Here is a 23464-nt window from a genome sequence, read left to right as displayed (position 1 = left end):
CCAGTGCCGCGTCGGCGCGAAAGCGCGGAGACGCATAGAGTCCCGCAGTCGGCTGTTTGACCAGCTCGTCGAGGTTGTCACGCAATGGCTGCAATTCGACCATGCCGAGCGTGTCTATGCCATGCGTGTACAAGCGAGTCAGTTGCGCTTTTGCGCGCATCAACGCTTCCGCGGACATCTGACCCGCAGCCGCCTCGCCGCGCACCATCACTTCCCATTCGTAGTAGCCCGCAACGAGAATGGGACTCGCGACACCCGAATTCTGCGTACCGTGCCGGCGGAAACAGCTCAGATAGCCGCCCAGCAGCACGAGCGGTCCCTTTTCCGCGAGGTTCAGATACATGCTGACGTCGTTGAGGAACGTGATGTCCCAGTCGCGGTACAACATGACCGTCGACATGTCGACGGCATCGCGCACCATCATGATGTTGCTAGGCTCGCCGATGAAGTTGTTCGCCAGCGCGACCATGTGCTCGACGAGTGCCGGACGTTGGACCAACGCAATCTGGCCGGCCGGAACGAGGGGCGGCGGCGTGTGCAGGACGTTGTCGTCGGCGTCGATCAAGACGCGCTCATGAACGGCGATGGCCGAACCGGGATGCCGGCGCAGCGCGTCGACCAACGCTTCCACGGAGCGCGGCATGAGCAGGTCGTCGTCGTAAAGCCACTTGATGTACTCGCCGCGCGCCTGTTCGAACAGCAGAAACGAATTGCGACGCGCGTCCCCGCTGGCATGATGGAAATAGCGAATGCGCGGATCGTCGAAGCTCTCGACGATGGGGCGCAAGCGACCGTCCGCCGTGTCGTCGCCGACCAGGATTTCGATGTCCGCGAAGCTCTGTGCCTGCGCGCTCGCGATTGCCTTCGCAAGATAGTCCGGCTTGAACGCGGGAATGAGGATGCTGACGGTGGTCATGGAAAAGCGGGTCCTGTTCGAGAAAGAGGGCGCACATCGGCAGCCTGAAGTTGCATGGCCGCGCCCGGGCATTCATGGCACGACGGCTTGCATACAGAATAGCGAGCAGTCATTCGACGCCATCCACGGAACAGCGAGGCGTTTTCGTCCTTATTCGCAACTGATGTCGCGCCCGATGTCGCGCTGAATTTCGCTTGCTCATCCTCGCGCGCCCGCGCGAGCGAACCATCCCTTGAAATAGCAGCGTTTGGCCCGCTTGATCAATCGATCGGATTGCCATGGCCGACGCTATTCTCGTTTCATTGGACGTGCGCCCATTGCGCATTCCGCTCATTCGCGTCTGCCATGCAAACACTCGTTCCGGTCACTCAGCCCTACCTGCCTCCCCTCGAGGAGTTTCTTCCGTATCTGCAGCAAATCTGGGACAGCAAGCAGGTGACCAATGGCGGCCCCTTTCACACGCAGCTCGAAGCGGCGCTTTGCGAATACCTGGGTGTCGAGTATCTGTCGCTGTTCTCAAACGGCACCCTCGCGCTCATCACCGCGTTGCAGGCGATGAAAGTGACGGGCGAAGTCATCACGACGCCGTTCAGCTTTGTCGCGACGACGCACGCGTTGCACTGGAACGGCATCAAGCCCGTCTTCGCCGACATCGACCCCGTGACGATGAACCTCGATCCGCGCAAGATCGAAGCGGCCATTACGCCGCAAACCACGGCTATCCTGCCCGTTCACGTCTACGGCAACCCGTGCGACGTGGAAGAGATCGAACGGATCGCCGACACGTATGGCCTGCGCGTGCTCTACGACGCGGCTCATGCGTTCGGCGTGCGCCGCTCGGGCGAGTCCGTGCTGAAGTTCGGCGACATGTCGGTGCTCAGTTTTCACGGCACGAAGATCTTCAACACGTTCGAAGGCGGCGCGATCATCTGCCACGACGCCAAGACGAAGCGCCACATCGACCATCTGAAGAACTTCGGTTTCGCCGATGAAGTCACCGTCGTAAAACCCGGCATCAACGCGAAAATGAACGAACTGCAGGCGGCCTTCGGGCTCTTGCAGTTGCAGCATATGGACAGGATTTCTGTCGCGCGCGCGCGGATTGCGGCGCGCTACGAGGCGGCGCTCTCAGGCGTGAAGGGACTGCTGCTGCCTGTCGCGCCCATCGACAGCACGCGCAACCATTCGTACTTCCCGGTGCGCGTGACGGCAGACTTCCCCATCACGCGCGACGCGCTTTACGATGCGCTGCGTGCGGAAGACATCCTCGCCCGGCGGTATTTCTATCCCCTCATCAGCGAGTTTCCGAGCTACCGCGGACTGCCGTCGGCGGGATCGGCGAATCTGCCCGTGGCGACGGCTATCTCCCGCGAAGTGCTGTGCCTGCCCATCTTCCCGGCACTCGACAGCGACACGCAGGACAGGATCATCGAACTGGTGTTGGCGGCAGCGACGGTGCGTGATCGCGCCAGCGAACTGGCGCACGCGTAAGCGGCCATAGCGTTAGCGCGCTGCCGTTGCACAGGGTCCGTGCGCCATTTATCAAGGTATCTTCTATGTCAAATGTGCTGTCCATGCCCGACGTCTACCTGAATTCGATCGTAGTCGTTCAGGGCGAGCGAATCGAGCAAAACGACGCTTCGACGTTGGGCATTGCCGATGCGAATTACGAGCGCATCGTGCGAAAAACAGGCGTGCACAGCCGGCCTGTCGCAGGTCCCGATCAATATACGAGCGACCTCGCATTCGCGGCCGCGCAACAGCTGCTCGCAGCGAGTCCCGCGACAGGCGTCAGCGCGTTGATCGTCTGCACGCAAACGCCCGATCATCTGATTCCGGGCGTGTCCTCGCGCGTCCACGGTATGGCAAAGCTGGCAAACGATTGCCTCGTCATGGACATCAACCAGGGCTGCTCCGGCTTCGTGCTGGGAACACAGACGGTCGTTGCGTTGCAGCGGTCGTTCCCGACAGAGAAGAGCGCGGTGCTCATCAACGCCGATACGTACTCGCGTCTGCTTCGGCGCGACGACATCACGACACGCGTGCTGTTCGGCGATGCCGCGACGGCATGCGAATTCTCGACGCGTCCGCAAGGATTGCGCTTCTTGTACTGCCGCACCTTCGCAGACGGCTCGGGATACGATGCGTTCGTCGCTCAGGGGTCCGCTATTCGACCGAGCGAGCACGCGCCCGGCATCTACATGGATGGCACAGCGATCTTCAATTTCGCACTGCGCGAAGTCCCGAAAGCGGTCGAAACGGCGTTGAGCGATACCGGGTTGAGCATCAGTCAGATCAGGAAGTTCGTGTTCCATCAGGCGAACGACTTCGTGACATCGCAGTTGGCCAAGAAGCTTCGGCTCAGTGACGAGCAGGTTCCGAACAATTGCGCGTATATGGGCAATACCGTCTCGGCCTCCGTGCCTATTCTGCTCGCGGAACAGATGGCATTGCTCGAGCCCGGCGATATCGTGATGACGGTCGGGTTCGGCGTCGGGTTGTCCTGGGGCGTTGCGCTATTCGAGTACGCAGGCCAGTCTCCGGCGTAATGCCAAAGCGGCGTCACCCAGGTGACGCCAACATAACAAAAAGGCACGACTGCGTAAGTCGTGCCTTTTTGTATTGGGAAAAGCGTACGCCTTCTGCTTCAGCTTACGTCCTCACGCGTGACTGGGCAGCACGCGCACTGGATTCTCGAATTGCGGCGAGATGAAGGTGTTGGGGGCAATGCTGCCCGCATACTGCCGCGGGATGTTCAGGTATGAATGCGCGCCGATCACAGACGCCCGTGCAAGACTGCTGTTCGCGCAGAGGGTGACGAAGTCGCCTATGATCGCCCGTTCACGGACTGAGACATTGGCTTCGAGCGTCACATAGTCGCCGACCGTGACTTCTTCCGTCACCACGACGTTCGGACGCAGCACGCAGTGATGGCCGATTTTGCTGCCGGCACCGACGAAAGCGCCCGCGTGAATGATCGTGTTTTCACCAATGACTGCGTCCGAGGCTATCTGCGCACGGGGCGAAACAAGCGAGACCGCGCGATAGCCGAGCGCGGCTGTCGCCTCGTGGAGCGCGCGTCTCACATCGTTTATATAGAACTCGTTGACAGCGATGGCGATGTCCCACTCCTCTGGCGAGAAGCGTTGGAGTTCGCGCAGATCGAAGACGTAGTAGTCCTTCGACGGAATGTGCAGCATCGACACATTGCGTTGTGGATGCGCCTGCAATGCAATAGCGTAAACGTCGCGCAGAGAATCGTCGGGACCCGCGATCAGCAGAGACTTCATGGCGTACCTTCTTCATTCAGATGTTGCATGTACCACGTCCCCATCGCCGCGAGCGGCGCCTCGTGATCGCCCAGCACGTTGATGCGCGAATCCGACTTCAGCGACTTCTGCAGCGTATTCAGCAAAACCACGTCTTCATCGACGACCCGTTTTTCCGCATGATGGATGCCCCACAGCAGATGCGGCTGCGGCGGCGTGCCGTCCTTGAGCTGTGTCGTGAAAACCCAAGAGTGGTACTCGAACTTGTCCGGCGCGACGGGCACATACTGCTGCAAGAAAAAGTGCTCGCCGTGGATTGAGCCGAAATTCACGTTGGGAAACAGCAGGCAGTTGACCAGCGCGCCTGGATCCGCCGCCCGCTCGAACAAGCCGGAATACCAGCGAGGCGCATAAGGCAAGCTGCACCGCCTGAGCTGCGAAAGATCCGCGAGCTCGACGGGACGCGCCGGTATTTCGCCCGAGTAGAATTCGACGTCCGCAAGAGGACGCCCTTCTCCGAACAATGGAGAAGTGATCGTCGACGCGCCATGCTGCGCACCGTCGCTCGAATATTCGAGCAGCGGCGCGAAGGTGTCCTTATGCACAAACGAAACGTGATTCCAGTCGAGAATGTTCTCGAAGTTCAGCTTCCAGTTGTAATCGACGTTGAACGTCGTGTACGACACTTCGGGCGCGAAGTACGCCGAGATGCCTTCGAGCACACGCAGCATGTCGCTCGAGTATTGTTCGGTGATCGGTATTGGTTCCGCGCTCAGATTGACGAACACGAAGTTGCCGACCACCTCCAGCGCGAACGTCTGCAAACGCAGTTCGCTTCGTTGACTTTTGCAGATCTGGTAGAGCTTGTCGTTCGGGATGCCGCGCAGGCTTCCATCGCCGTTATAGGTCCAGCTGTGATACGGGCAGATTAGCTTGCGTTTGCCGCAGTCGGCCTGCTGAATGGGCATGCCACGATGGGCGCAGGCGTTGCGATAAGCGCGCAGCTTCCCGTCGACCCTCTGTACGAGCACGGGCACGCCGCCCAGGTTACGCGCGATGAAGCTGTTCTCGTCTTGCAGTTGCTGCGTGAGACCGACGAGCAGCCAAAGTTCGCCGAAGATTTTTTTCTGCTCACGATCGAACCACGCTTGGTCCGTATAGCAGGCGGGTGGCAGGACAGGTTCGATCATGGCAAGTATTCATCACTGGGGTGAGTTCGATGCAAAGACGCACGCTTGCGGGCGGCCCCGTGCCTTTCGCGGAACCTAGCGCGTGCCGATCCAGCCGCGCAGCATCGGCTGCGGCGTAAAAGTCGAGCCGCGTTTGAAGACGTTCAGATCGTCCGTGCGGGGTTGCCGAAAACGGTCACGCCCGGCGGGACGTCTTTGACGACGACGGAGCCGATGCCGATCGTCGCTCCAGCGCCGATGGTGACGCCCTTCGCGATCGTCGAGCGCGGATTGACGGTCACGCCTTCGCCGATATTCACGCCGCCCGCGATGAACGTCATTGCACCGATCATGCAATGCTCGCCGACCGTGACGTCGTGTCCGACGATCGTGTAGGTATCGATATAGGTGAACGCACCGATCACGCAGTCCGTCGAAACGACCGCGCCTGGCGTCACGAAAGTGCCTTCGCCGATCCGCACGCGCGCTGCCACGGAGGCGCCATTCTTGAAGCTGAAGAACGCCGCGCCTTGCGCCTGCAACGGCGCCACGAGCTTCTTGCGCCAAACAGGATCACCGACGGCCGGGATGAACAGATCGCCTTCCTGAACCTTGTAGTCGAGCGGATTGCCGACGACAGCGCAATCCAGGCCTTCCGGTATAGCGACGTCTGCGCGCGTGTCGAGGAATCCGCCAAGCTCGATTTCGTCGCGCAGCGAGGCGTCTTTCGACAGCACGTCGTGTACGATGCGGCCCAAACCGCCGCCGCCGATAATCAATAGCCTCTTACGCATGGCTGAATTACCCGACCGTGTGCCCGCCGTCCATCACGAGCGTGGTGCCCGTGATCCATCGGCTTGCGCTGGAAAGAAAAAAGATGGCGGTATAGGCAACGTCATCCGGCAGTCCCAATCCCAGCGGATAACGGGCGGCCGTTTCGTCGATGCTGTCCGTCGTGCGCCGCGCCGCCTGCAGCATGGGCGTCTCCACTGAGCCCGGCGCGAGACAGTTGACGCGAATCGCTCGCTTGGCAACTTCCATCGACAACACGCGCGCCATACTTTCGAGCGCGCCCTTGCTGCCGCCATATGCCCCGACACCCGCCACGCCGATATGTGCCGATATCGATGAGATGAACACGATCGAACCACCGCGGTTCACCGCGTTGCGGACAAGAAGCTGCTGCGTCAGCAAGATCGGGCCCAACGCGTTGATGCGGAACTGGTCTTCGATGTGCGTGCGCGATGCAAGCCTCAACGGTGCCAGCGCAGCGATGCCCGCACTGTGCACGATGCCGTCGAACTTGCCGACGTCTTGCGCCAACTGCTTGATGCTATCGTCGTTGCCCAGGTCGCACGTGAAATAGCCGTGACCTTCGCCGCCCAGTTCGTCGATGAGGCTACGCAAGCGCGCCTCGTCGCGTCCAGTCGCGATCACCGTTGCGCCAGCCTGCGCGCAGCGCACGGCGATCTGCCGCCCGATGCCGGATGAAGCGCCCGTCACGAGTATGCGTTTGCCGCCGAGTGAGAATGCATCTTGCACGGTCATGCCTCTATCAGCGCCGGGAACTTGGCCGATTCGATGTCGACGATCGCGCCGCCCCATGACAGCCCGATGCCGAATCCGCACAGCAGCAGCCGATGCTTTGCGTCGTCGAGCGTGTCGTGAAGCCGCGCGGTCATCGTCACGGGCAGCGATGCGCCGCTCGTGTTGCCGAAGTCATGCAGCGTCGACGGCACTTTCTCCGCGGCGAGGCCGAGCTTCTTGCGGATCGTCTCGTTGATCATGCGGTTCGCCTGATGGAAGACGAAGTAATCGATCTGCTCTTTCTCCGCCTTCGCGTAGTTCAGCAGCGTGTCGACTGCGGGCGGCACGCGCTGCGTCGAGAAGCTGAGGACAGCCGTCCCGTCGAGGATCAGATCCATCGGCGAACGCATGAAGCCGTTCTCGTCCTGATACTTAAGCGTGTGTTGCGTCGTAACAGGCTCGCGATGACCGCCGACGGGCAGCATGATCGCCTTGTGTCCGCTGCCATCGCTGTTCAGGTTGAAGAACATCGGCGCGGCGTTCGCGTCGAACTCCAGCGCGGTCGCGGTGCCGGCGTCAGAGAAGATCGGATCCTTGATTGAACCGGCGCGGTCGCCGACCAGCAGCAGCCCCTTCTTGATCGCGCCCGACGCAATCATGCTGCCGAGCAGATGAATGCCGAACGGATAGCCGGAGCAACCCAGGTTCACATCGAACGCGATGGTCGTGTGCGGCAGGCCGAGACGGTCCTGCAGAATGATGGACGTGGCGGGAATGATGTAGTCAGGCGACTGCGAGACGACGATCAGTGCGTCGATCTCATCGCGTGACCATTCGAGGTCCGCCAGCAACTTCTCCGCAGCGACGAATGCGAGGTCCGAGAAACATTGCCACTCGGGGCACAGACGGCGTTGCCGGATGCCGATGTTGCGCACCAGCCGCTCGCGCTCCGAGCGGATCTGCGGCGGCGCGTCTTCGATGTTGTCAACGACGCGCTTGGGCACGCAGGTCGCCATGCCTGCGAAGCGCACGTTGTGCAGAGTGGAAAGGCCCATGATGTGTGTTATCCGAGCAGCTTGTGCAGGTCGGCCAGCGTCACGCACTTCTTGATGTCGTCGCCGGAGATGGTTTTGCCGAAGTCGGTGTCGAACATGACGATGACGCCGAGCGACGCGAGGGAATCCCACTCAGGCAGGCTGAGGAGTTCCGTTTCCGCCGTGACTTCGACGGGGTCCTGGAAATCGACGGCAATCAGAAATTGTTCGATGAACTGTTCGATCGTGAGTTGCGTGGTGACGGAAGACATCAATGACTCCTTGAATATCGCGACATAGGCGCGAAGGGTGATTCGCTCAGAATGGGCGGCTCGGCGGCGGTCGATGCCGCAGAACCATGCACCAGGATTGTCGGGAGCGTTTGTCATCGCAGCCTGCCAAGCCTGGCTGCCGGAAGTCCTGTCGGAGCGGTCGAACGACGTGGATGGTGCTCACGTCGCCCGTCATCGAGCGGGAGTGGCGGCAGATGATGGGACTATACCGACGCACCCGATCATCCAATTCGGTCAACAGAGGCCGATTCCCCCTCTAAATCAGGGCAATACGGGGAGGTGGACGGGAAGACAGCCCGACGACACGAGTGGGCTGAGGTGCAGCGATCTGGGAAGCGGCGGAAACGTGGGGACGGGAAGACGGCGGTGCGTGCGGTGGAAGGGACCTGCACTGACTGAACACCGACGATCTTTTTGGCGCGCCCGGCTGGGATCGAACCAGCAACCCCTGCCTTCGGAGCTTTACCCGCGCGCGATATTTCATTTATAAACCACCGACTTACGCAACTTGCAAACTGGCAAAACCAAGGCAAAACAAGGTCATTCAAGGCCGACCAAGTCCACCCCAACTGTATCTTCACTGTTCTGGTCGTAGGACCCGTTCGAGCAAGTCTCACCGCATTAACGAGAAATATGGTTACAGCCAGGCAGCTGTATGACAGCATGCCCACAGCATGAATTGTTGCCGGTCATCCTCTTCGCATCGGAGCCGTCTGCGTGCACCCAGTGTGGCATCGTCGACGACCGCGCGGTTAACAAGCAGTTACCTTTGGTACATCCGACATGTGTTGGCCCCGAAAGCGGGGTATGATAGGGCTCATGTCGAGCTTTTCGACAAAAAGCTGCAAAACTGGCAAGGAAATTCCTATGTTGATTGAGTTCAACGTGACCAACTTTCGCTCGATTAAGCACCGGACGACTCTATCAATGGTCAAGGGCACCGGCGATGAGCATCTGGAAACTCACGTCATACCGCCAGGCGCTGCCGGGGTACCGTTGCTCCGCGTCGCTGCGATCTATGGTGCAAACGCGTCTGGGAAGTCGACCATCATTAAAGCGATTGACGCTTTGCAAGAGCTGGTGATTCGATCTTCCAGCAAGCAAAAAGGCGACGTTCTGAAGGAGATTGAACCATATGCGTTTGACTCTGCGTCGGCGTCCGCTCCTACTGAATTTGAGGTTACATTCGTTGCCGAAGATAGCGTCAGATATACGTACGGTCTATCCGCAACCAAGTCGGTTATACACGAGGAGTGGCTATTTGCATACCCAAAGGGTCGTGCACAGCGATGGTTCACGCGGACCCGAAATTCCGAGAGCGGTACGTTTGACTGGGATCTCGGAGATCAATTGAAGGGGAAGAAGAGCATATGGGCAGAAGCAACGCGTGAAAACGCGCTTTTCCTGTCTACAGCTGTTCAGCTCAATAGCGAGCAGTTGAAGCCCGCATATGAGTGGCTCAAGGGAAAACTAAATGTCTGGAACCACGGCTTCTTCCCGAGTGCGTTCAGTGCAGAGATCTCTATGCAGAAGGAAGCCACACGGATTCGCCGCACAATCCTGGCGTTTATGCAAGCTGCGGACTTAGACATTGTTGACTTCAAGGTCGAAGAGGCTGAAGACAGCACCAGAGCGGCGGTCATGCAGGACATCCTTCCCGAGCGGAGAAGTTTTTATGAGCAAGCACTAAAGACTCAGGATGCATTCAAGATCACGACCTATCACCGGGCAGGAAAATCTAAGGTCGGGCTCGACATCAAGGACGAATCGGACGGCACTCGAAAGCTATTTTCTTTGGCGGCCCCGCTTGCCATGATTCTCGCGCTTGGCGAGACTTTGGTCGTCGACGAATTGAGCGAAAATTTGCACCCGTTAATTTTCAAGCTCGTTGTTTCCCTGTTCGTCGATCCCGAGATGAACACTGGAAATGCGCAGCTTATCTTTACAACTCACGACACGTCAATCCTAACGCACACATTCCTGCGCCGCGACCAGATTTGGTTTGCTGACAAAGGCAAGGACCGGACAACCCGGCTCGTTCCGTTGAGTGATTACAAGGTAAGGAAAGGCTTCTCCAGACTGAAAGAGGAGTACCTTGGAGGAGCTTACCGAGGCGTTCCAGTCGTTCGAAAAGCAAAGCTAATGAGCGCTGCGCATGCGCAGGCCTTGGCACAGATCAACGAATCGATGGAGCCTTAATGGCCCGCACACCAAAATCGGCGGGAATGCTCGCACGGCGAAAAGCATCGAAGGTAGCGCTCAAGAGAGTTTTGATTGTTTGCGAAGGTATCAGGACAGAACCACTGTATTTCCGCGACATGATTGCAACACTAGAGCTAACATCGGCACAGGTCGATGTCGAACCGTCGACATCGACCTGCCCCGCAAACCTTGTGCGTTATGCAGAAAAAAGAAAACGGGAAGAAGATTTCGACGCGGTTTACTGTGTGTTTGACAAAGACACGCATGAGCACTTCCCCGACGCGATCGCTCGCCTTAAAGGCTTCAAGGGACGAAAGATTGCGTTGAACATAGAAGCAATTTACTCTATCCCGTGTTTCGAGCTTTGGCTTTTGCTTCACGACGGCTTCTCGACAAAGGCTTACCTCACAGCTACCGAGCTCATCAATGATTTGAAAAAAAGTGAACGGTTCGCCAACTACGTAAAAGCCAAACGCGGAATTTTCCAAGCTACGCGAAAAGATCTTAAGACTGCCTTGAAGCATGCCAGGAAACTCGATGGCTCCGGCGATGATTTCGGTTTGTCGAATCCTCTCACGAAGGTTTATCGCCTAGTCGAGGAGCTTTTCAATCTGTCGGAAGAGCAAGACAAGCTGCTCACGGACTAGAGCGACGACAATGGGGCGCGCTGCACCAATTGCATTAGTTCCTGCGGAGAACGATTCCGCCTTACCCTATACGCGGGGGTGGCGACGGGAGATTAAGCTTGGCATCAAAACACTCCATGCAAGCGGGCCGCAGGCGGAAAGGGGACTGGAATTTTCTCCTCGGACCTTTCGCTGGCGCACCGCGCCGGTTGTCAGTTTTTTCAAGGACCGCTCGTTACTTCGAAGCGTCGGTGTGATGTGGAACTGAAAGGTTCCGCTGCTCAGCGAATGAAAGCTGATTCGGAGCGGTCCGATCGTATACTGAAATTCAGAGGGTCGCTCGAAACGTGAGCAAAAAACATTTGGCACGCTCACGGACTTTAGAGTCACGATCACGCAGGCATTGCTGCAAAGGCGCGATCGCCGCGCTCGGTAAGCCAACATTCGACAACAACGCAATGGTGGTTAGTCGAACCCTCGCATCTCTATCTTGCAATCGTTCGATAATGGAGGAGATGACGTTGGGTTCGCGAACTGCCTAAAGAGCTTCAGGATCGCTGAGGTCCGCCCAGATGGTGCAGAGCCCTCATCCGTATTCTCGGCTTAGGATCACTCAGGCGTGTCAGAAGTCGTGCGGCGGCGGACTGACCTAACGCATTCAACAAAGTCTTAAAGCTTTAGAGTATTGAATGATCGAACTCGAGTAGCACGTCTACCTCGAAACCATCGCCAAGCGGGTGCATTTTTGAGAAACTTTCGTAACTATCACTGTCCGGAAGCTTTGTCGCACCTTCTAATGAGCGCTCGTCTGACTTCCGGGTCGCGGTCATTGATTCTGTCCTGCAAAATCGAACCCTCGAGCGGTGACGAGATGTGACCAAGACCAGTTACGGCCGCGGCTCGCGCCTGACTGTCGTCGCCTTTCGAGAGTTCGGACAGTATTTCAAGCGCTGCTCCGCCCTGGTAGCCCAGCGCTTGGACCAAATCAACGCTACGCGCACCTGTCGGCCGATCACCTGGCGCGCTGCGCTCAGCCGCACACGCAGGTCGTCGACCTGCAGACCGCGGCCAGCTGATTGGACGAACTGTATTTTCACTGTACTGGAGGGGAACGACGCAGCAGAGAAACCGCTGAAACCCTTATCAAGCTTGGCGCGCCCGGCTGGGATCGAACCAGCAACCCCTGCCTTCGGAGGGCAGTACTCTATCCATTGAGCTACGGGCGCTTCGGCGGAAAGCCTTGCGTGCGGGTGCCGGAAGACGGCTGCAAGGCCCATGCGAATCCGAGAGGATACCTGTTTTCCATGGATCCGTCCATCGCGCGGGGTTCGACGCCGCCCGCGAAGCATCACACGATTCGGGTAAACGCCCGCGCGACGGCGCCCGCCGCCTTGCGCCTTCCGGTAAGCGTTCCGTCTATAATCGACCGTGCCCTCGGCGACGCAGGGCGTCAAGCGCGGTAGCTGTCACGCTGTCACTGAACCGACTCACCTAAAAAAACGGGAGACGAGACAAGCATGAGCGAAGCACCCCACGGAGCCCCGATCAAGACACCCGGCCAACTCATCGCGGCGGTCATCGCGGGGTTCGGCATTCCCGTCGCCATCATCGTTCTGCTTGCGGTCTACGTCGACAACACGACGCGCACCGGCGCCGGCACCAATCTCGACGCCTCCGTCGAACAAAGAATCGCGCCGGCCGCGCAAGTGAACATCCGCGACGCCAACGCGCCGCGCGTCTATAAAACCGGCGAGGAAGTGTTCAAGGCCGTGTGCTCGACGTGTCACGCCACCGGCACAGCCGGCGCGCCCAAGTTCGGCGATGCCGGCGCCTGGGCGCCGCGTATCGGCGAAGGCTACGACACGCTCGTCCATAACGCATTGAACGGCAAGGGCGCGATGCCCCCGCGCGGCGGCACCAGCCCCGACGATTACAGCGATTTCGAGATTGCGCGCGCCGTCGTCTACATGGCGAACAACGGCGGCGCGAAGTTCGACGAGCCGGCGCAGCCCGCGCCGGGCGCTGCGGCTTCGGCTTCCGCGCCGGCGGCGGCTTCCGGCGCCGAGGGCGCAGCCGGTGCAAGCTCGACGGACAACGCACAGGCCGCAGCCGCCGTCGCGGCGCTCGCTTCGGTGCCGCAGACGGCATCGGCTCCGGCGGCGGGCGCGCAAAGCGCCGATGCGTCGCAGGCCGGCAAGGCGCTCTACGAGCAAGTCTGCCAGGCGTGTCACGCGGCGGGCGTGCTCAACGCGCCGAAATTCGGCGACAAGGCCGCGTGGGCGCCGCGTCTCAAGGACTCGATGGAGACCGTCTACAACTACGCGCTGCACGGCAAGGGCGCGATGCCGCCGAAGGGCGGATCGAACGCGTCGGATGCCGACGTGAAAGCCGCCGTCGATTACATGGTGAACGCGGCGAAGTAACGCGGGAACGCGGAAGCGTCAGTTCTTCTGCAACATCGCCTTCAACATCGCCATGCGATCCTTCGGCGAGAGCGGCGCTTCTTCGGGCGTCGGGGGCGGGGCGTCGTCGAGCAGCATCTCGGGGATGAAGCGCGAGGGCTCGCACACCACCGTCTCCCGCGCGCGCTTGCGCTTCTTGCACCAGTTCAGATGCAGGCTGCGCTGCGCCCGCGTGATCGCCACATACATGAGCCGGCGCTCTTCCTCGATGCGCGCGTCGTCGATCGGCGCGTCGTCGTCCGAGCCGCCGCGATGCGGCATGATGCCTTCCTCCACGCCGACCAGAAACACGTGCGGATATTCGAGTCCCTTCGACGCGTGCACCGTCGAGAGCCGCACGGCGTCGGGATCTTCGTCCTTGCCTTCGAGCATCGACATCAGCGCGACGGTCTGGATCAGCCCGAGCAGGTTCTTGCCTTCGTCGGCGAGACCGTCGGCCGTGTCGTAGCCGGTCTGTTCCGCTTCAGGCGACGCTTCGGGCTTGGTGCCCTTGCGCTTGAGCCATTCGAGAAACTCCAGCACGTTCTGCCACTTCGATTGCGCCTGCCGCTCGTCGAAGGCATCGTAGAGATACGCTTCGTAGTGGATCGCTTCCATCATGTCGTCGAGCACTTCGGTCGCCGGATCGCGTCCCGCACGGTCCGACAGGCGGCGAATCCACTCGCAGAACGTGCGCAACGGCTCGACTTGCCGCGCCGAGAGCCGCGCCTCGATGCCGCCCATGAACACCGCTTCGAAGAGCGACACCTTCGCCGCGCCCGCGAACGCGCCGAGCGCCTCCAGCGTCGTGTTGCCGACGCCGCGCCGGGGCGTCGTGATGGCGCGGATGAACGCGGGATCGTCGTCGGGATTCGCGATCAGACGCAGATACGCGATCAGATCCTTGATTTCCGCGCGGTCGAAGAACGACTGCCCGCCCGAGAGCACATACGGAATGCGCTCGCGCCGCAGCACTTGCTCGAAAATACGCGCCTGAAAGTTGCCGCGATACAGAATCGCGTAATCGCGAAACGCCGCGCGTCGCTCGAACTTGTGCGCCGACAGACGAAACACGACGGATTCGGCCTCGTGCTCTTCGTCATTGCAGCCGGTCACGGTGATGGTGTCGCCCATGCCGTGCTCGGACCAGAGTTTCTTCTCGAAGAGCTTCGGATTGTTCGCGATGACGTTGTTCGCCGCCGTGAGAATGCGCACCGTCGAGCGATAGTTCTGCTCCAGCTTCACGACATGCAGCTTCGGAAAGTCCTTGCTCAACTGCGCGAGGTTTTCGAGCGTCGCGCCGCGCCAGCCGTAGATGGCCTGATCGTCGTCGCCGACCGCCGTGAACGCGGCGCGCGGACCGGCCAGCAGCTTCAGCAGTTCGTACTGGCAGGCGTTCGTGTCCTGATATTCGTCGATCAGAAGATAGCGCAGGCGGTTCTGCCACTTTTCGCGCACTTGCTCGTTCTCCGCGAAAAGCTGCGCGGGGCGCAAGATCAGATCGTCGAAATCGAGCGCCTGATACGCGTGCAGCGTCGCGGCGTAGCTGCGGTAGACGATCGCGGCCTGATGCTCGTCCTCGTTGCTCGCGAGCACGGCGGCCTGGTCGGGCGAGACCATCGCGTTTTTCCACAGCGAGATGATCGACTGAATTTTGCGGATCAGGCCCTTGTCCGTGGTGCCGAGCTGCTCCTGAACCATGCCGAAGCAGTCGTCGGCATCCATGATCGAAAACTGCGGCTTCAGGCCGACGTGCTCCGCCTCCTGCCGCATGATCTGCACGCCGAGCGAGTGAAACGTGCAGATGGTCAACTGATTGACCGGCACCTTGCGGCCTTCCTTGCCGGGCGTCGTCAGTGTCTTGCCTTCGAGCAGCTTTGCGGTCCGTTCGCGCATTTCGAGCGCGGCCTTGTTCGTGAAGGTGAGCGCGGCAATGTGCTTCGGCTCGAAGCCGCGTCCTTCGATCAGATGCGCGATTTTCTGCGTGATGACGCGCGTCTTGCCGCTGCCCGCGCCGGCGAGCACGAGACAGGGACCATCGAGATAGCGCACCGCTTCGCTTTGGGCGGCGTTGAGACCTGCGGACATCGTTCTGGACTTTGGCGAGTGAGGCGAGCGGCGCAAGATCCAAGCCGCGCCGCCGATTGAACTGCGAACACCGCCGCGCAACCCGTTGATCGCACGGCAAATTCGAGAGCGCGATGTTAACACGATAGAACGCGGCGAGTTTTGGCCCCTGTTCGCTGGCCGATGGCGCTTCTGGCGGCTCAGGCTCATGCCACAATATCCGACCGATTCACGACAGGATGATGCCTTCCATGAGTTCAGCACTGAAAGTCGGCCTGATGGGCTATGGCCTGGCGGGCGCGACGTTCCACGCGCCCGTCATCGAGCATTGCGGCCGCGCGAAGGTCGCCGCCATCGCGACGAGTCAGGCCGAGCGCGCGCTCGCCGATTATCCGGACGCGCGCATCGTCGCCGACTTCGATGCGCTCATCGCGCTCACCGACGTTCCGTGCGTCGTGATCGCCACGCCGAATGACACGCACTTCGACCTCGCGCACCGCGCGCTGTCGGCGCGCAAGCATGTGGTCGTCGACAAGCCGGTCACGCTGTCCGCCCGCGATGCCCGCACGCTCGCCGATCTCGCCGCCGAGCGCGGGTTGCTCTTCGCGCCGTTCCACAATCGCCGCTGGGACGGCGATTTCCTGACGGTGCGCACGCTGATCGAAAGCGGGCGGCTCGGGCGCGTCACGCACTATGAATCGCATTTCGACCGTTTTCGCCCGAAAGTGCCGCAGCGCTGGCGTGAGGAAGCGGCGCGCGGCGGTGGCCTGCTGTTCGATCTGGGGCCGCATCTGATCGATCAGGCGCTGACGCTGTTCGGCGCGCCGCAGACGGTGACGGCGTTCGTGAAGGCGCATCGCGACCACGCGCACGCCCCGGACTACGTGCATCTCGTGCTCGGTTACGCGGACAAGGAAGTGGTGCTGCACGCGAGCGCGCTCGCGGCGCTGGAGCCGCCGCGCTTTTCGATTCACGGCACGCGCGGCAGTTATGTGAAGACCGGCCTCGACGTGCAGGAAGACCAGCTTCGCTCGGGCATGCGGCCGGGCAATCCGGAATTCGGCAAGAATCCGCCGGGGCTTTTGCGCGAAGTGGACGGCGATCACGATCTGCGGCATCAGTTCGCGACGCGCGATGGCGCTTATGTGGAGTTTTATCGCGCGCTGGCGGCGTCGGTGATCGACGGCAAGCCGTTCCCGGTGACGCCGCAAGATGCCGTCGACGTGATGACGGTCATCGAGCTCGCGATGCAGAGCGAGCGGGAAGGGCGGAGGGTGGAGTTCGTGCGGGGGTGAGTGTCAGCGCCTGTTGATGTTGCCGGACGTCGTGCTCACATTTCCGCCGGCGTCGCGGCACGCGACATTTCCCGACACCGTCTGCACCGACCCGCTCGCATCGCCGCACAAGACGTTGCCCGACACGACCGATACGGCCCCGGCTTTTCCGTGCACCGTGAGCTTGTCGCAGGTTTCGACCTCGATCCGCTCGACGTCGCCGTGAATCTCGATGGTGATGCGCGGCGAGTCCTCGCCGCTGACGACTTCGCCGTCCACGGTCACTTGCTTGCCGCGAATGGAGATCTCATTACCGGTGACCGTCCGGCCGTTAATGGTGACTGAAGCCATGATCGATTCGAAAGTGAGTCGGCGAACATCCGAGTGTAGGCGACGGCCGCGCCGCGAAAGTAACGATTCGTGCCAATCACGCCCGTCCGTTTCGGGCAATCGCCCCCGTCCGAATCCGTTTGACAACCCCATTCCCCTCGCGTAAATTCTGCCGCACGCGTCGGGAGAGCGCGTGGCCGCTTCATGGAAGCGAGAGCCGCGCCGCCGAAGGGGCACACCCACAAACTCTCAGGCAAAAGGACCGGCCGCGTCGAGGACACATTCCTCGCACTCTGGAGAGCGGCAACGGCACGCATCAGGCCAGTTGCCCACCGAAGGGGCGCGCGATGGACCGCCAGCACACGCTCGCGAATCCGCGCAATCTCTCAGGTACCGAGGACAGAGGGGTCACGCATCGCAACCGCATCGCGGGTCGGTGTCTTGTCTTGGCTGCATCGTGCGGCGAGCAAGGCGGCCATCCGCAGCGAAAGCGCGCTGCGTGGCCTTTTTTGCTCCGCGAACCGAGGCCCCGATGACCGAACTTCAACACACGCCCTTGCACGCCGCTCACCTCGCGCTCAACGCGCGCATGGTCGATTTCGGCGGCTGGGACATGCCCGTCAACTACGGTTCGCAGATCGACGAGCATCGCGCGGTGCGCACCGACGCTGGCATGTTCGACGTGTCGCATATGCGCGTCGTCGATTTCGAGGGCGACGCGGTCCGCGCGTTCTTTCGCTACGCGATCGCGAACAACGTCGACAAGCTGACGACGCCCGGCAAAGCGCTGTATTCGTGCCTGCTGAAAGACGACGGCGGCGTAATCGACGACCTCATTGTCTATTACTTCTCCGAAACGCGTTTTCGCGTGGTCGTGAACGCGAGCACGGCGGACAAGGACATCGCGTGGTTCGGGAAGCTGAACGCCGACGGTAACTTCAACCTCGCGATCACGCCGCGCGGCGATCTCGGCATCATCGCGGTGCAAGGGCCGAACGCACGCGAGAAGGTCTGGAACGTGCTGCCGGATACGCGAGCCGAAACGGAAGCCGTCAAGCCGTTCAACGCGGTCGTGTTCCCCTCCACGCAGTACGGCGAACTGATGCTCGCGCGCACCGGCTATACCGGCGAGGACGGTTTCGAGATCGTCGTGCCGGCCGCGAACATCGAAAAGCTGTGGAACGCGCTGCTCGCCGCAGGCGTGAAGCCCGCCGGCCTCGGCGCGCGCGACACGCTGCGGCTCGAAGCCGGCATGAATCTCTACGGCCAGGACATGGACGAAACCGTCTCGCCGCTCGACGCGGGTCTCGCGTGGACCGTCGATCTGAAAACGCCGCGCGATTTCGTCGGACGCGCGGCGCTGGAAGCAAACGGCGCGAAGGCGAATTTCGTCGGGCTCGTGCTCATCAAGGAAAACGGTCGTGCGGGCGGCGTGCTGCGCGCGCATCAGAAAGTCGTCACGCCGCACGGCGAAGGCGAAATCACGAGCGGCACGTTCTCGCCGTCCATGCAGGAATCGATTGCGTTCGCCCGCGTGCCGACGGCCGTCGCGCCGGGCGATACGGTGCAGGTCGTCATCCGCGACAAGCAAGTTCCCGCGCGCGTGGTAAAACTTCCGTTCGTGCGCAACGGCAAGGTGCTCGTCGAGCTGGCATAACGCCATCGAGCGCCGTCGCGCCCGTTTCTCCGACCCAGAACCTCACGAACGAACCACGCAAGGAGCATCCAATGAGCATCCCGGCCGATCTGAAATACACCGAATCGCACGAATGGGTCCGCACGGAGTCCGACGGCACGCTGACCGTCGGCATCACCGATCACGCGCAAGAGGCGCTCGGCGACATCGTGTTCGTCGAACTGCCGGCGGCGGGCAAGTCCGTCGCGGCGGGCGACGCCATCGCGGTCATCGAATCGGTGAAGGCCGCCTCCGACATCTACGCGCCGGTTTCGGGCGAAGTCGTCGCGGCGAATGACGCGCTGACGTCGTCGCCGGATCAGGTGAACGGCGCGCCGTACGAAAGCTGGCTCTTCAAGATCAAGCCCGCGAGCGACGCGGGCCTCGACAAGCTGCTCGACGCCGAAGGCTACGGCAAGTCGATCGGCGAATAACTCTCTATCAGACGAGGGCGGCTCCATGCGGGCCGCTTTCGCAGGAATTCACATGAAGCTCGAACACCCGGATCGTCCGATGAACCGCACTTCCCTGTCACTCGCCGCGCTTGAATGCCACGATGCGTTCGCCGGCCGGCACATCGGCCCCGACGAGGCCGACCAGCGCGCGATGCTCGACGCGCTCGGTTTCGCGTCGCGCGCGGCGTTCATCGACGCGGTGATTCCGGACACGATCCGCCGCAAGGAAACGCTGCCGCTGGGCGCGTTCACGCAGCCGAAAAGCGAAGCCGAGGCGCTCGCGGCGCTGCGCAAGCTCGCGGACGAGAATCTGGTGTTCCGAACCTTCATCGGCCAGGGGTATTACGGCACGCACACGCCTGCCGTGATCCTGCGCAACGTGCTCGAAAATCCGGCGTGGTACACGGCCTACACGCCGTATCAGCCGGAAATCTCACAGGGGCGTCTCGAAGCGCTGCTCAACTTCCAGCAGATGGTGATGGACCTGACCGGCCTCGCGATGTCGAACGCATCGCTGCTCGACGAAGCGACGGCCGCCGCCGAAGCCATGACGCTGCTGCAACGCGTCGGCAAGCCGAAGTCGAACGTGTTCTTCGTCGCGGACGACGTGCTGCCGCAAACCATCGAAGTGGTGAAAACGCGCGCGAAGCCCGCGGGTATCGAAGTGAAGGTCGGTCCGGCAGCGGATGCCGCCAGCGCGAACGCATTCGGCGTGCTGCTGCAATATCCCGGCGCGAACGGCGACGTGCATGACTATCGCGCGCTCGCCGAAGCCATTCACGCGGCGGGCGGCCATGTCGTCGCGGCGGCGGATCTGCTCGCGCTCACGCTCATCACGCCGCCGGGCGAATGGGGCGCGGACGTCGCTATCGGCAACACGCAGCGGTTCGGCGTGCCGGTCGGCTTCGGCGGTCCGCACGCGGCGTACATGGCCGTGCGCGACGAATTCAAGCGCCAGATGCCGGGGCGTCTGGTCGGAGTGACCGTCGATGCGCAAGGCAATTCCGCGCTGCGTCTCGCGCTGCAAACGCGCGAGCAGCACATTCGCCGCGAGAAGGCGACGTCGAATGTTTGCACGGCGCAGGCGCTGCTCGCGATTATGGCGAGCATGTACGCGGTCTATCACGGCCCGCAAGGTCTGAAGACGATTGCGCTGCGCGTGAACCGCGTCGCGTCGATCTTCGCGGCGGGCGTCGCGAAGCTCGGCTACAGCATCGCGAACAAGACGTTCTTCGATACCGTCACCATCGAAAGCGGTGCGAACACGACCGCGCTGCATCAGGCCGCTTACGCCGCGCATATCAATCTGCGGCGCGTGAGCGCGACCCAGGTCGGCGTATCGCTCGACGAAACCACCACGCGCGACGACTTGCAGAAGCTCTTCGCGCTGTTCGCAGAAGTCGCGGGCAAGACGGAAACGTTCGACATCGACGCGCTCGACGCGTCCATCAGCGATTCGCTTCCGGCAAACCTCAAGCGCACGAGCGATTACCTCACGCATCCGGTTTTCAACCGCCATCACTCCGAACACGAAATGCTGCGCTATCTGCGCAGCCTCGCCGACAAGGACCTCGCGCTCGACCGCACGATGATCCCGCTCGGCTCCTGCACGATGAAGCTCAACGCCACGTCGGAAATGCTGCCCGTGACGTGGCCGGAGTTCGCGCAGATTCACCCGTTCGCGCCGGCCGAGCAGACGCTCGGCTATCGCACGATGATCGACCAGCTCGAACAGATGCTCGTCGCGTGCACCGGCTACGCGGCCGTCTCGTTGCAGCCGAACGCGGGTTCGCAGGGCGAGTACGCGGGCCTGCTCATCATTCACGCGTATCACGAGTCGCGCGGCGAAGGGCATCGCAATGTGTGTCTGATTCCGGCGTCCGCGCACGGCACGAACCCGGCGTCGGCGCAAATGGCGGGCATGCAGGTCGTGGTCGTCGCGTGCGATGCGAACGGCAACGTCGATATCGAAGATCTCAAAGCGAAGGCAGAGAAGCATTCCGCGAATCTCGCTGCGATCATGATCACGTATCCGTCGACGCACGGCGTGTTCGAGCGCAACGTGCGCGAGATTTGCGACATCGTGCATCAGCACGGCGGGCAAGTGTATGTCGATGGCGCGAACATGAACGCGATGGTCGGCCTGTGCGCGCCCGGCCAGTTCGGCGGCGACGTCTCGCATTTGAACCTGCACAAGACGTTCTGCATTCCGCACGGCGGCGGCGGACCGGGCGTCGGTCCGGTCGCGGTCGGCGCGCATCTCGCGAAGTTCTTGCCGAACCAGACGTCGACCGGCTATCAGCGCGACGAAGCGGGCATCGGCGCGGTGTCGTCGGCGCCGTACGGCTCGGCCGCTATCCTGCCGATTTCGTGGATGTATATCGCGATGATGGGCGCGAAGGGCCTCACTGCCGCCACCGAAAGCGCGATTCTCGCCGCGAACTACGTCGCAAAACGCCTCGCGCCGCATTATCCGGTGCTGTACAGCGGCCCGGGCGGACTCGTCGCGCACGAGTGCATTCTCGATGTCCGGCCGATCAAGGAAGCGAGCGGCATTTCGGTTGAAGACGTGGCCAAGCGCCTGATCGACTACGGCTTCCACGCGCCGACGATGAGCTTCCCCGTGCCCGGCACGCTGATGGTCGAGCCGACGGAATCGGAATCGAAGGAAGAGCTGGACCGCTTCATCGACGCGATGATCGCCATTCGCAACGAAATCCGGGCAGTCGAGGAAGGCCGCGCCGATCGCGAAGATAACGTGCTGAAGAACGCGCCGCATACGGCTGCGGTCGTCACGGCGGACGAATGGAAGCACGCGTACACGCGCGAAGAGGCGGCGTATCCGGTGAAGACGCTCATCGCGCGCAAGTACTGGTCGCCGGTGGGCCGCGCCGACAACGCATATGGCGACCGCAATCTGATGTGCTCGTGCGTGCCGGTTTCGGAGTACGCCGACGCGTGACGCACGGCGCGCCGCGCCGCCCGAAAGCGTCAAGCTTTGTCGGGCGGTTTTGCGGTGCGTTCGAGAACGGCTAACATCTCACCCCGGACCAAGCCAATCAGGGAGTGCGTATGGCGCCGAAGGTGCGAAAGGGGAACGAGGCGAGCCGCTTCAGGGCGACACGCGCGACGCTGGCGACGCTTTGCGCGCTTTCGATGACCGCGCCTGCCGCGCATGCGGCGATGAACTTTTGCGCCGCGCCGGCCATGCAGACGAGCGAGCGCACGAATGCGGATCCCGGCGTGAAGGCGCTGGTGAACGCGGTGCAGGCGCACGTCAACGAGACGCCGAAGGCCCGCGCCACGCTGCACACCGAAGGCACGCTGCCGCACGAAGGCATCTATGACCAAAGCGTCGAAGCGGAGAAAGACCTCGACCTGATGCGCAATGCGGCGCTCGCCTGGCGCGCCACGGGCAACGAGCGCTATCTGCGGCTTGTCGACCGTTTCCTGCTGGCGTGGACCACGACATATCAGCCGAGCTTCAATCCGATCGACGAGACGAACTTCGAATCGCTGATCCTCGCCTACGATCTGACGGCGAGCGCGCTGCCGGTGAAAACGCGCAACGCGGCGAATGCGTTCATCGCGAAGCTGGTGAACGGCTACGTCGCGGATATCGACAAGCAGGCGCGGCCGCTCAAGGGCACATACCGCAACAACTGGCAGAGCCATCGCGTGAAGCTGATCGCGATGGGCGCGTTCACCATCGACGACCGCAAGATGATCGACGCGGCGCAGCGGCTTTTTGTCGAGCATATCGGCGACAACATCGCGCCGGACGGTTCGACGGTCGATTTCGCCGAGCGCGACGCGCTGCACTACGTCACCTACGACTTGCAGCCGCTCGTGACGGCGGCGCTCGCGGCGCGGCGGCATAACCGCAACTGGCTGCCGGAGCGCGCGCCGACGGGCGCGACGCTCGCCGGCGCGCTCAACTGGTTGACGCCGTACGCGCTCGGCACGAAGACGCACGACGAGTTCGTGCATTCGAGCGTCGCCTTCGACGCGAAACGGCGCGAAGCCGGCTTGCCGGGCTACTCGGGCCAGTGGGACCCGAAAAACGCGGCGGAGCTTTTTTATCTGGCGGCGCGTCTCGACGGCCGCTATGCGCCGGTGGCGCTGCGGCTCGCGCCGACGCCGCCCGCGTGGCTCGCGGTCTGTCTGCCGCTGCCGGCGCGGTAAT

Annotated in this window: 19 protein-coding genes, 1 tRNA gene, 2 pseudogenes and 2 riboswitches; of the genes and pseudogenes, 10 read left to right on the top strand and 12 right to left on the bottom strand. The window is 61.8% G+C overall.

What is annotated here, in order from left to right; all coding sequences use genetic code 11:
* Positions 1–586: 586 nt before the first annotated feature.
* Positions 587–916, bottom strand: a pseudogene (locus tag JYK05_RS26315) (glycosyltransferase family 2 protein); the annotation flags it as partial.
* A 345-nt stretch (positions 917–1261) separates the two neighbouring features.
* Between JYK05_RS26315 and JYK05_RS12995 the strand changes: the two are divergent.
* Positions 1262–2407 (top strand): DegT/DnrJ/EryC1/StrS aminotransferase family protein, encoded by a 1146-nt coding sequence (locus tag JYK05_RS12995; RefSeq protein WP_206467242.1) that lies wholly within the window; start codon positions 1262–1264, stop codon positions 2405–2407.
* A 65-nt stretch (positions 2408–2472) separates the two neighbouring features.
* On the top strand, positions 2473–3465 hold the full coding sequence (locus JYK05_RS12990) for a 3-oxoacyl-ACP synthase III family protein (protein ID WP_206467241.1): 993 nt from the start codon (positions 2473–2475) through the stop codon (positions 3463–3465).
* Positions 3466–3576: 111 nt separating this feature from the next.
* Here the strand turns inward: JYK05_RS12990 and JYK05_RS12985 are convergent, their stop codons facing one another.
* The 6 genes from JYK05_RS12985 to JYK05_RS12960 all read right to left on the bottom strand — a co-directional run bounded on the left by JYK05_RS12985 (position 3577) and on the right by JYK05_RS12960 (position 8304).
* The gene (locus JYK05_RS12985; RefSeq protein ID WP_206467240.1) at positions 3577–4206 is read right to left on the bottom strand and encodes a hypothetical protein; all 630 of its coding nucleotides are present in this window, start codon (positions 4204–4206) and stop codon (positions 3577–3579) included.
* Entirely contained in the window at positions 4203–5375 is a 1173-nt protein-coding gene (locus tag JYK05_RS12980) for a Rieske 2Fe-2S domain-containing protein (protein WP_206467239.1), read from the bottom strand. The genes JYK05_RS12985 and JYK05_RS12980 overlap by 4 nt, the downstream gene beginning before the upstream one ends.
* Positions 5376–5518: 143 nt before the next feature.
* Positions 5519–6148 carry an acetyltransferase gene (locus JYK05_RS12975; protein WP_256443314.1) on the bottom strand — a complete coding sequence of 210 codons (630 nt, stop codon included), beginning with the start codon at positions 6146–6148 and terminating at the stop codon, positions 5519–5521.
* Between the two features lie 7 nt (positions 6149–6155).
* Positions 6156–6902: an SDR family NAD(P)-dependent oxidoreductase gene (locus JYK05_RS12970; protein WP_175938612.1), complete on the bottom strand. Its 747-nt coding sequence runs from the start codon at positions 6900–6902 to the stop codon at positions 6156–6158.
* Complete coding sequence (locus tag JYK05_RS12965) at positions 6899–7936, bottom strand: ketoacyl-ACP synthase III (RefSeq protein ID WP_175938610.1); 1038 nt, start codon at positions 7934–7936, stop codon at positions 6899–6901. Before JYK05_RS12965 ends, JYK05_RS12970 begins: the two co-directional genes overlap by 4 nt.
* Positions 7937–7944: 8 nt before the next feature.
* The gene (locus tag JYK05_RS12960; protein ID WP_241269808.1) at positions 7945–8304 is read right to left on the bottom strand and encodes an acyl carrier protein; all 360 of its coding nucleotides are present in this window, start codon (positions 8302–8304) and stop codon (positions 7945–7947) included.
* A gap of 771 nt (positions 8305–9075) precedes the next feature.
* Between JYK05_RS12960 and JYK05_RS12955 the strand changes: the two genes are divergently transcribed.
* Both JYK05_RS12955 and JYK05_RS12950 read left to right on the top strand, forming a co-directional pair.
* Positions 9076–10407, top strand: coding sequence for an ATP/GTP-binding protein (locus JYK05_RS12955; protein WP_175938609.1), 1332 nt, complete (start codon positions 9076–9078; stop codon positions 10405–10407).
* Positions 10407–11057 carry an RloB family protein gene (locus JYK05_RS12950; protein WP_206467237.1) on the top strand — a complete coding sequence of 217 codons (651 nt, stop codon included), beginning with the start codon at positions 10407–10409 and terminating at the stop codon, positions 11055–11057. Before JYK05_RS12955 ends, JYK05_RS12950 begins: the two co-directional genes overlap by 1 nt.
* A gap of 307 nt (positions 11058–11364) precedes the next feature.
* Here JYK05_RS12950 and JYK05_RS26655 read toward each other — a convergent pair.
* The 3 genes and pseudogenes from JYK05_RS26655 to JYK05_RS12935 all read right to left on the bottom strand — a co-directional run.
* Positions 11365–11556, bottom strand: a pseudogene (locus JYK05_RS26655) (HEAT repeat domain-containing protein); the annotation flags it as partial.
* Between the two features lie 245 nt (positions 11557–11801).
* Entirely contained in the window at positions 11802–12020 is a 219-nt protein-coding gene (locus tag JYK05_RS26650) for a HEAT repeat domain-containing protein (protein ID WP_175938603.1), read from the bottom strand.
* Between the two features lie 166 nt (positions 12021–12186).
* Positions 12187–12262, bottom strand: a tRNA-Arg gene (locus JYK05_RS12935).
* A gap of 291 nt (positions 12263–12553) precedes the next feature.
* Here JYK05_RS12935 and JYK05_RS12930 point away from each other — a divergent pair.
* A complete protein-coding gene (locus tag JYK05_RS12930) occupies positions 12554–13459 on the top strand; it encodes a cytochrome c5 family protein (RefSeq protein WP_206467236.1) in 906 nt (301 codons plus the stop codon).
* Positions 13460–13477: 18 nt separating this feature from the next.
* Here the strand turns inward: JYK05_RS12930 and JYK05_RS12925 are convergent, their stop codons facing one another.
* Complete coding sequence (locus JYK05_RS12925) at positions 13478–15565, bottom strand: UvrD-helicase domain-containing protein (RefSeq protein WP_206467235.1); 2088 nt, start codon at positions 15563–15565, stop codon at positions 13478–13480.
* Between the two features lie 230 nt (positions 15566–15795).
* On the opposite strand from JYK05_RS12925, the gene JYK05_RS12920 reads away from it, so the two are divergent.
* Positions 15796–16839, top strand: a complete 1044-nt coding sequence (locus JYK05_RS12920; protein ID WP_206467234.1) for an oxidoreductase — start codon at positions 15796–15798, stop codon at positions 16837–16839.
* Positions 16840–16842: 3 nt separating this feature from the next.
* Here the strand turns inward: JYK05_RS12920 and JYK05_RS12915 are convergent, their stop codons facing one another.
* A complete protein-coding gene (locus JYK05_RS12915) occupies positions 16843–17169 on the bottom strand; it encodes a hypothetical protein (RefSeq protein WP_175938596.1) in 327 nt (108 codons plus the stop codon).
* A 151-nt stretch (positions 17170–17320) separates the two neighbouring features.
* Positions 17321–17424, top strand: a riboswitch (glycine riboswitch).
* Between the two features lie 7 nt (positions 17425–17431).
* Positions 17432–17561, top strand: a riboswitch (glycine riboswitch).
* A 119-nt stretch (positions 17562–17680) separates the two neighbouring features.
* Between JYK05_RS12915 and gcvT the strand changes: the two genes are divergently transcribed.
* The 4 genes from gcvT to JYK05_RS12895 all read left to right on the top strand — a co-directional run bounded on the left by gcvT (position 17681) and on the right by JYK05_RS12895 (position 23463).
* Positions 17681–18805 (top strand): glycine cleavage system aminomethyltransferase GcvT, encoded by a 1125-nt coding sequence (gene gcvT, locus JYK05_RS12910; protein ID WP_206467233.1) that lies wholly within the window; start codon positions 17681–17683, stop codon positions 18803–18805.
* 71 nt (positions 18806–18876) lie between these two features.
* Positions 18877–19257 carry a glycine cleavage system protein GcvH gene (gene gcvH, locus JYK05_RS12905; RefSeq protein WP_175938591.1) on the top strand — a complete coding sequence of 127 codons (381 nt, stop codon included), beginning with the start codon at positions 18877–18879 and terminating at the stop codon, positions 19255–19257.
* Positions 19258–19309: 52 nt separating this feature from the next.
* The gene (gene gcvP / locus JYK05_RS12900) at positions 19310–22240 is read left to right on the top strand and encodes an aminomethyl-transferring glycine dehydrogenase (protein ID WP_206467232.1); all 2931 of its coding nucleotides are present in this window, start codon (positions 19310–19312) and stop codon (positions 22238–22240) included.
* 194 nt (positions 22241–22434) lie between these two features.
* Positions 22435–23463: an alginate lyase family protein gene (locus tag JYK05_RS12895; protein WP_241269910.1), complete on the top strand. Its 1029-nt coding sequence runs from the start codon at positions 22435–22437 to the stop codon at positions 23461–23463.
* The last annotated feature ends 1 nt before the right edge of the window (position 23464 follow it).

This window comes from Caballeronia sp. M1242, assembly GCF_017220215.1.
Classification (GTDB): domain Bacteria; phylum Pseudomonadota; class Gammaproteobacteria; order Burkholderiales; family Burkholderiaceae; genus Caballeronia.
This window is presented reverse-complemented; position numbering and strand designations above follow the sequence as displayed.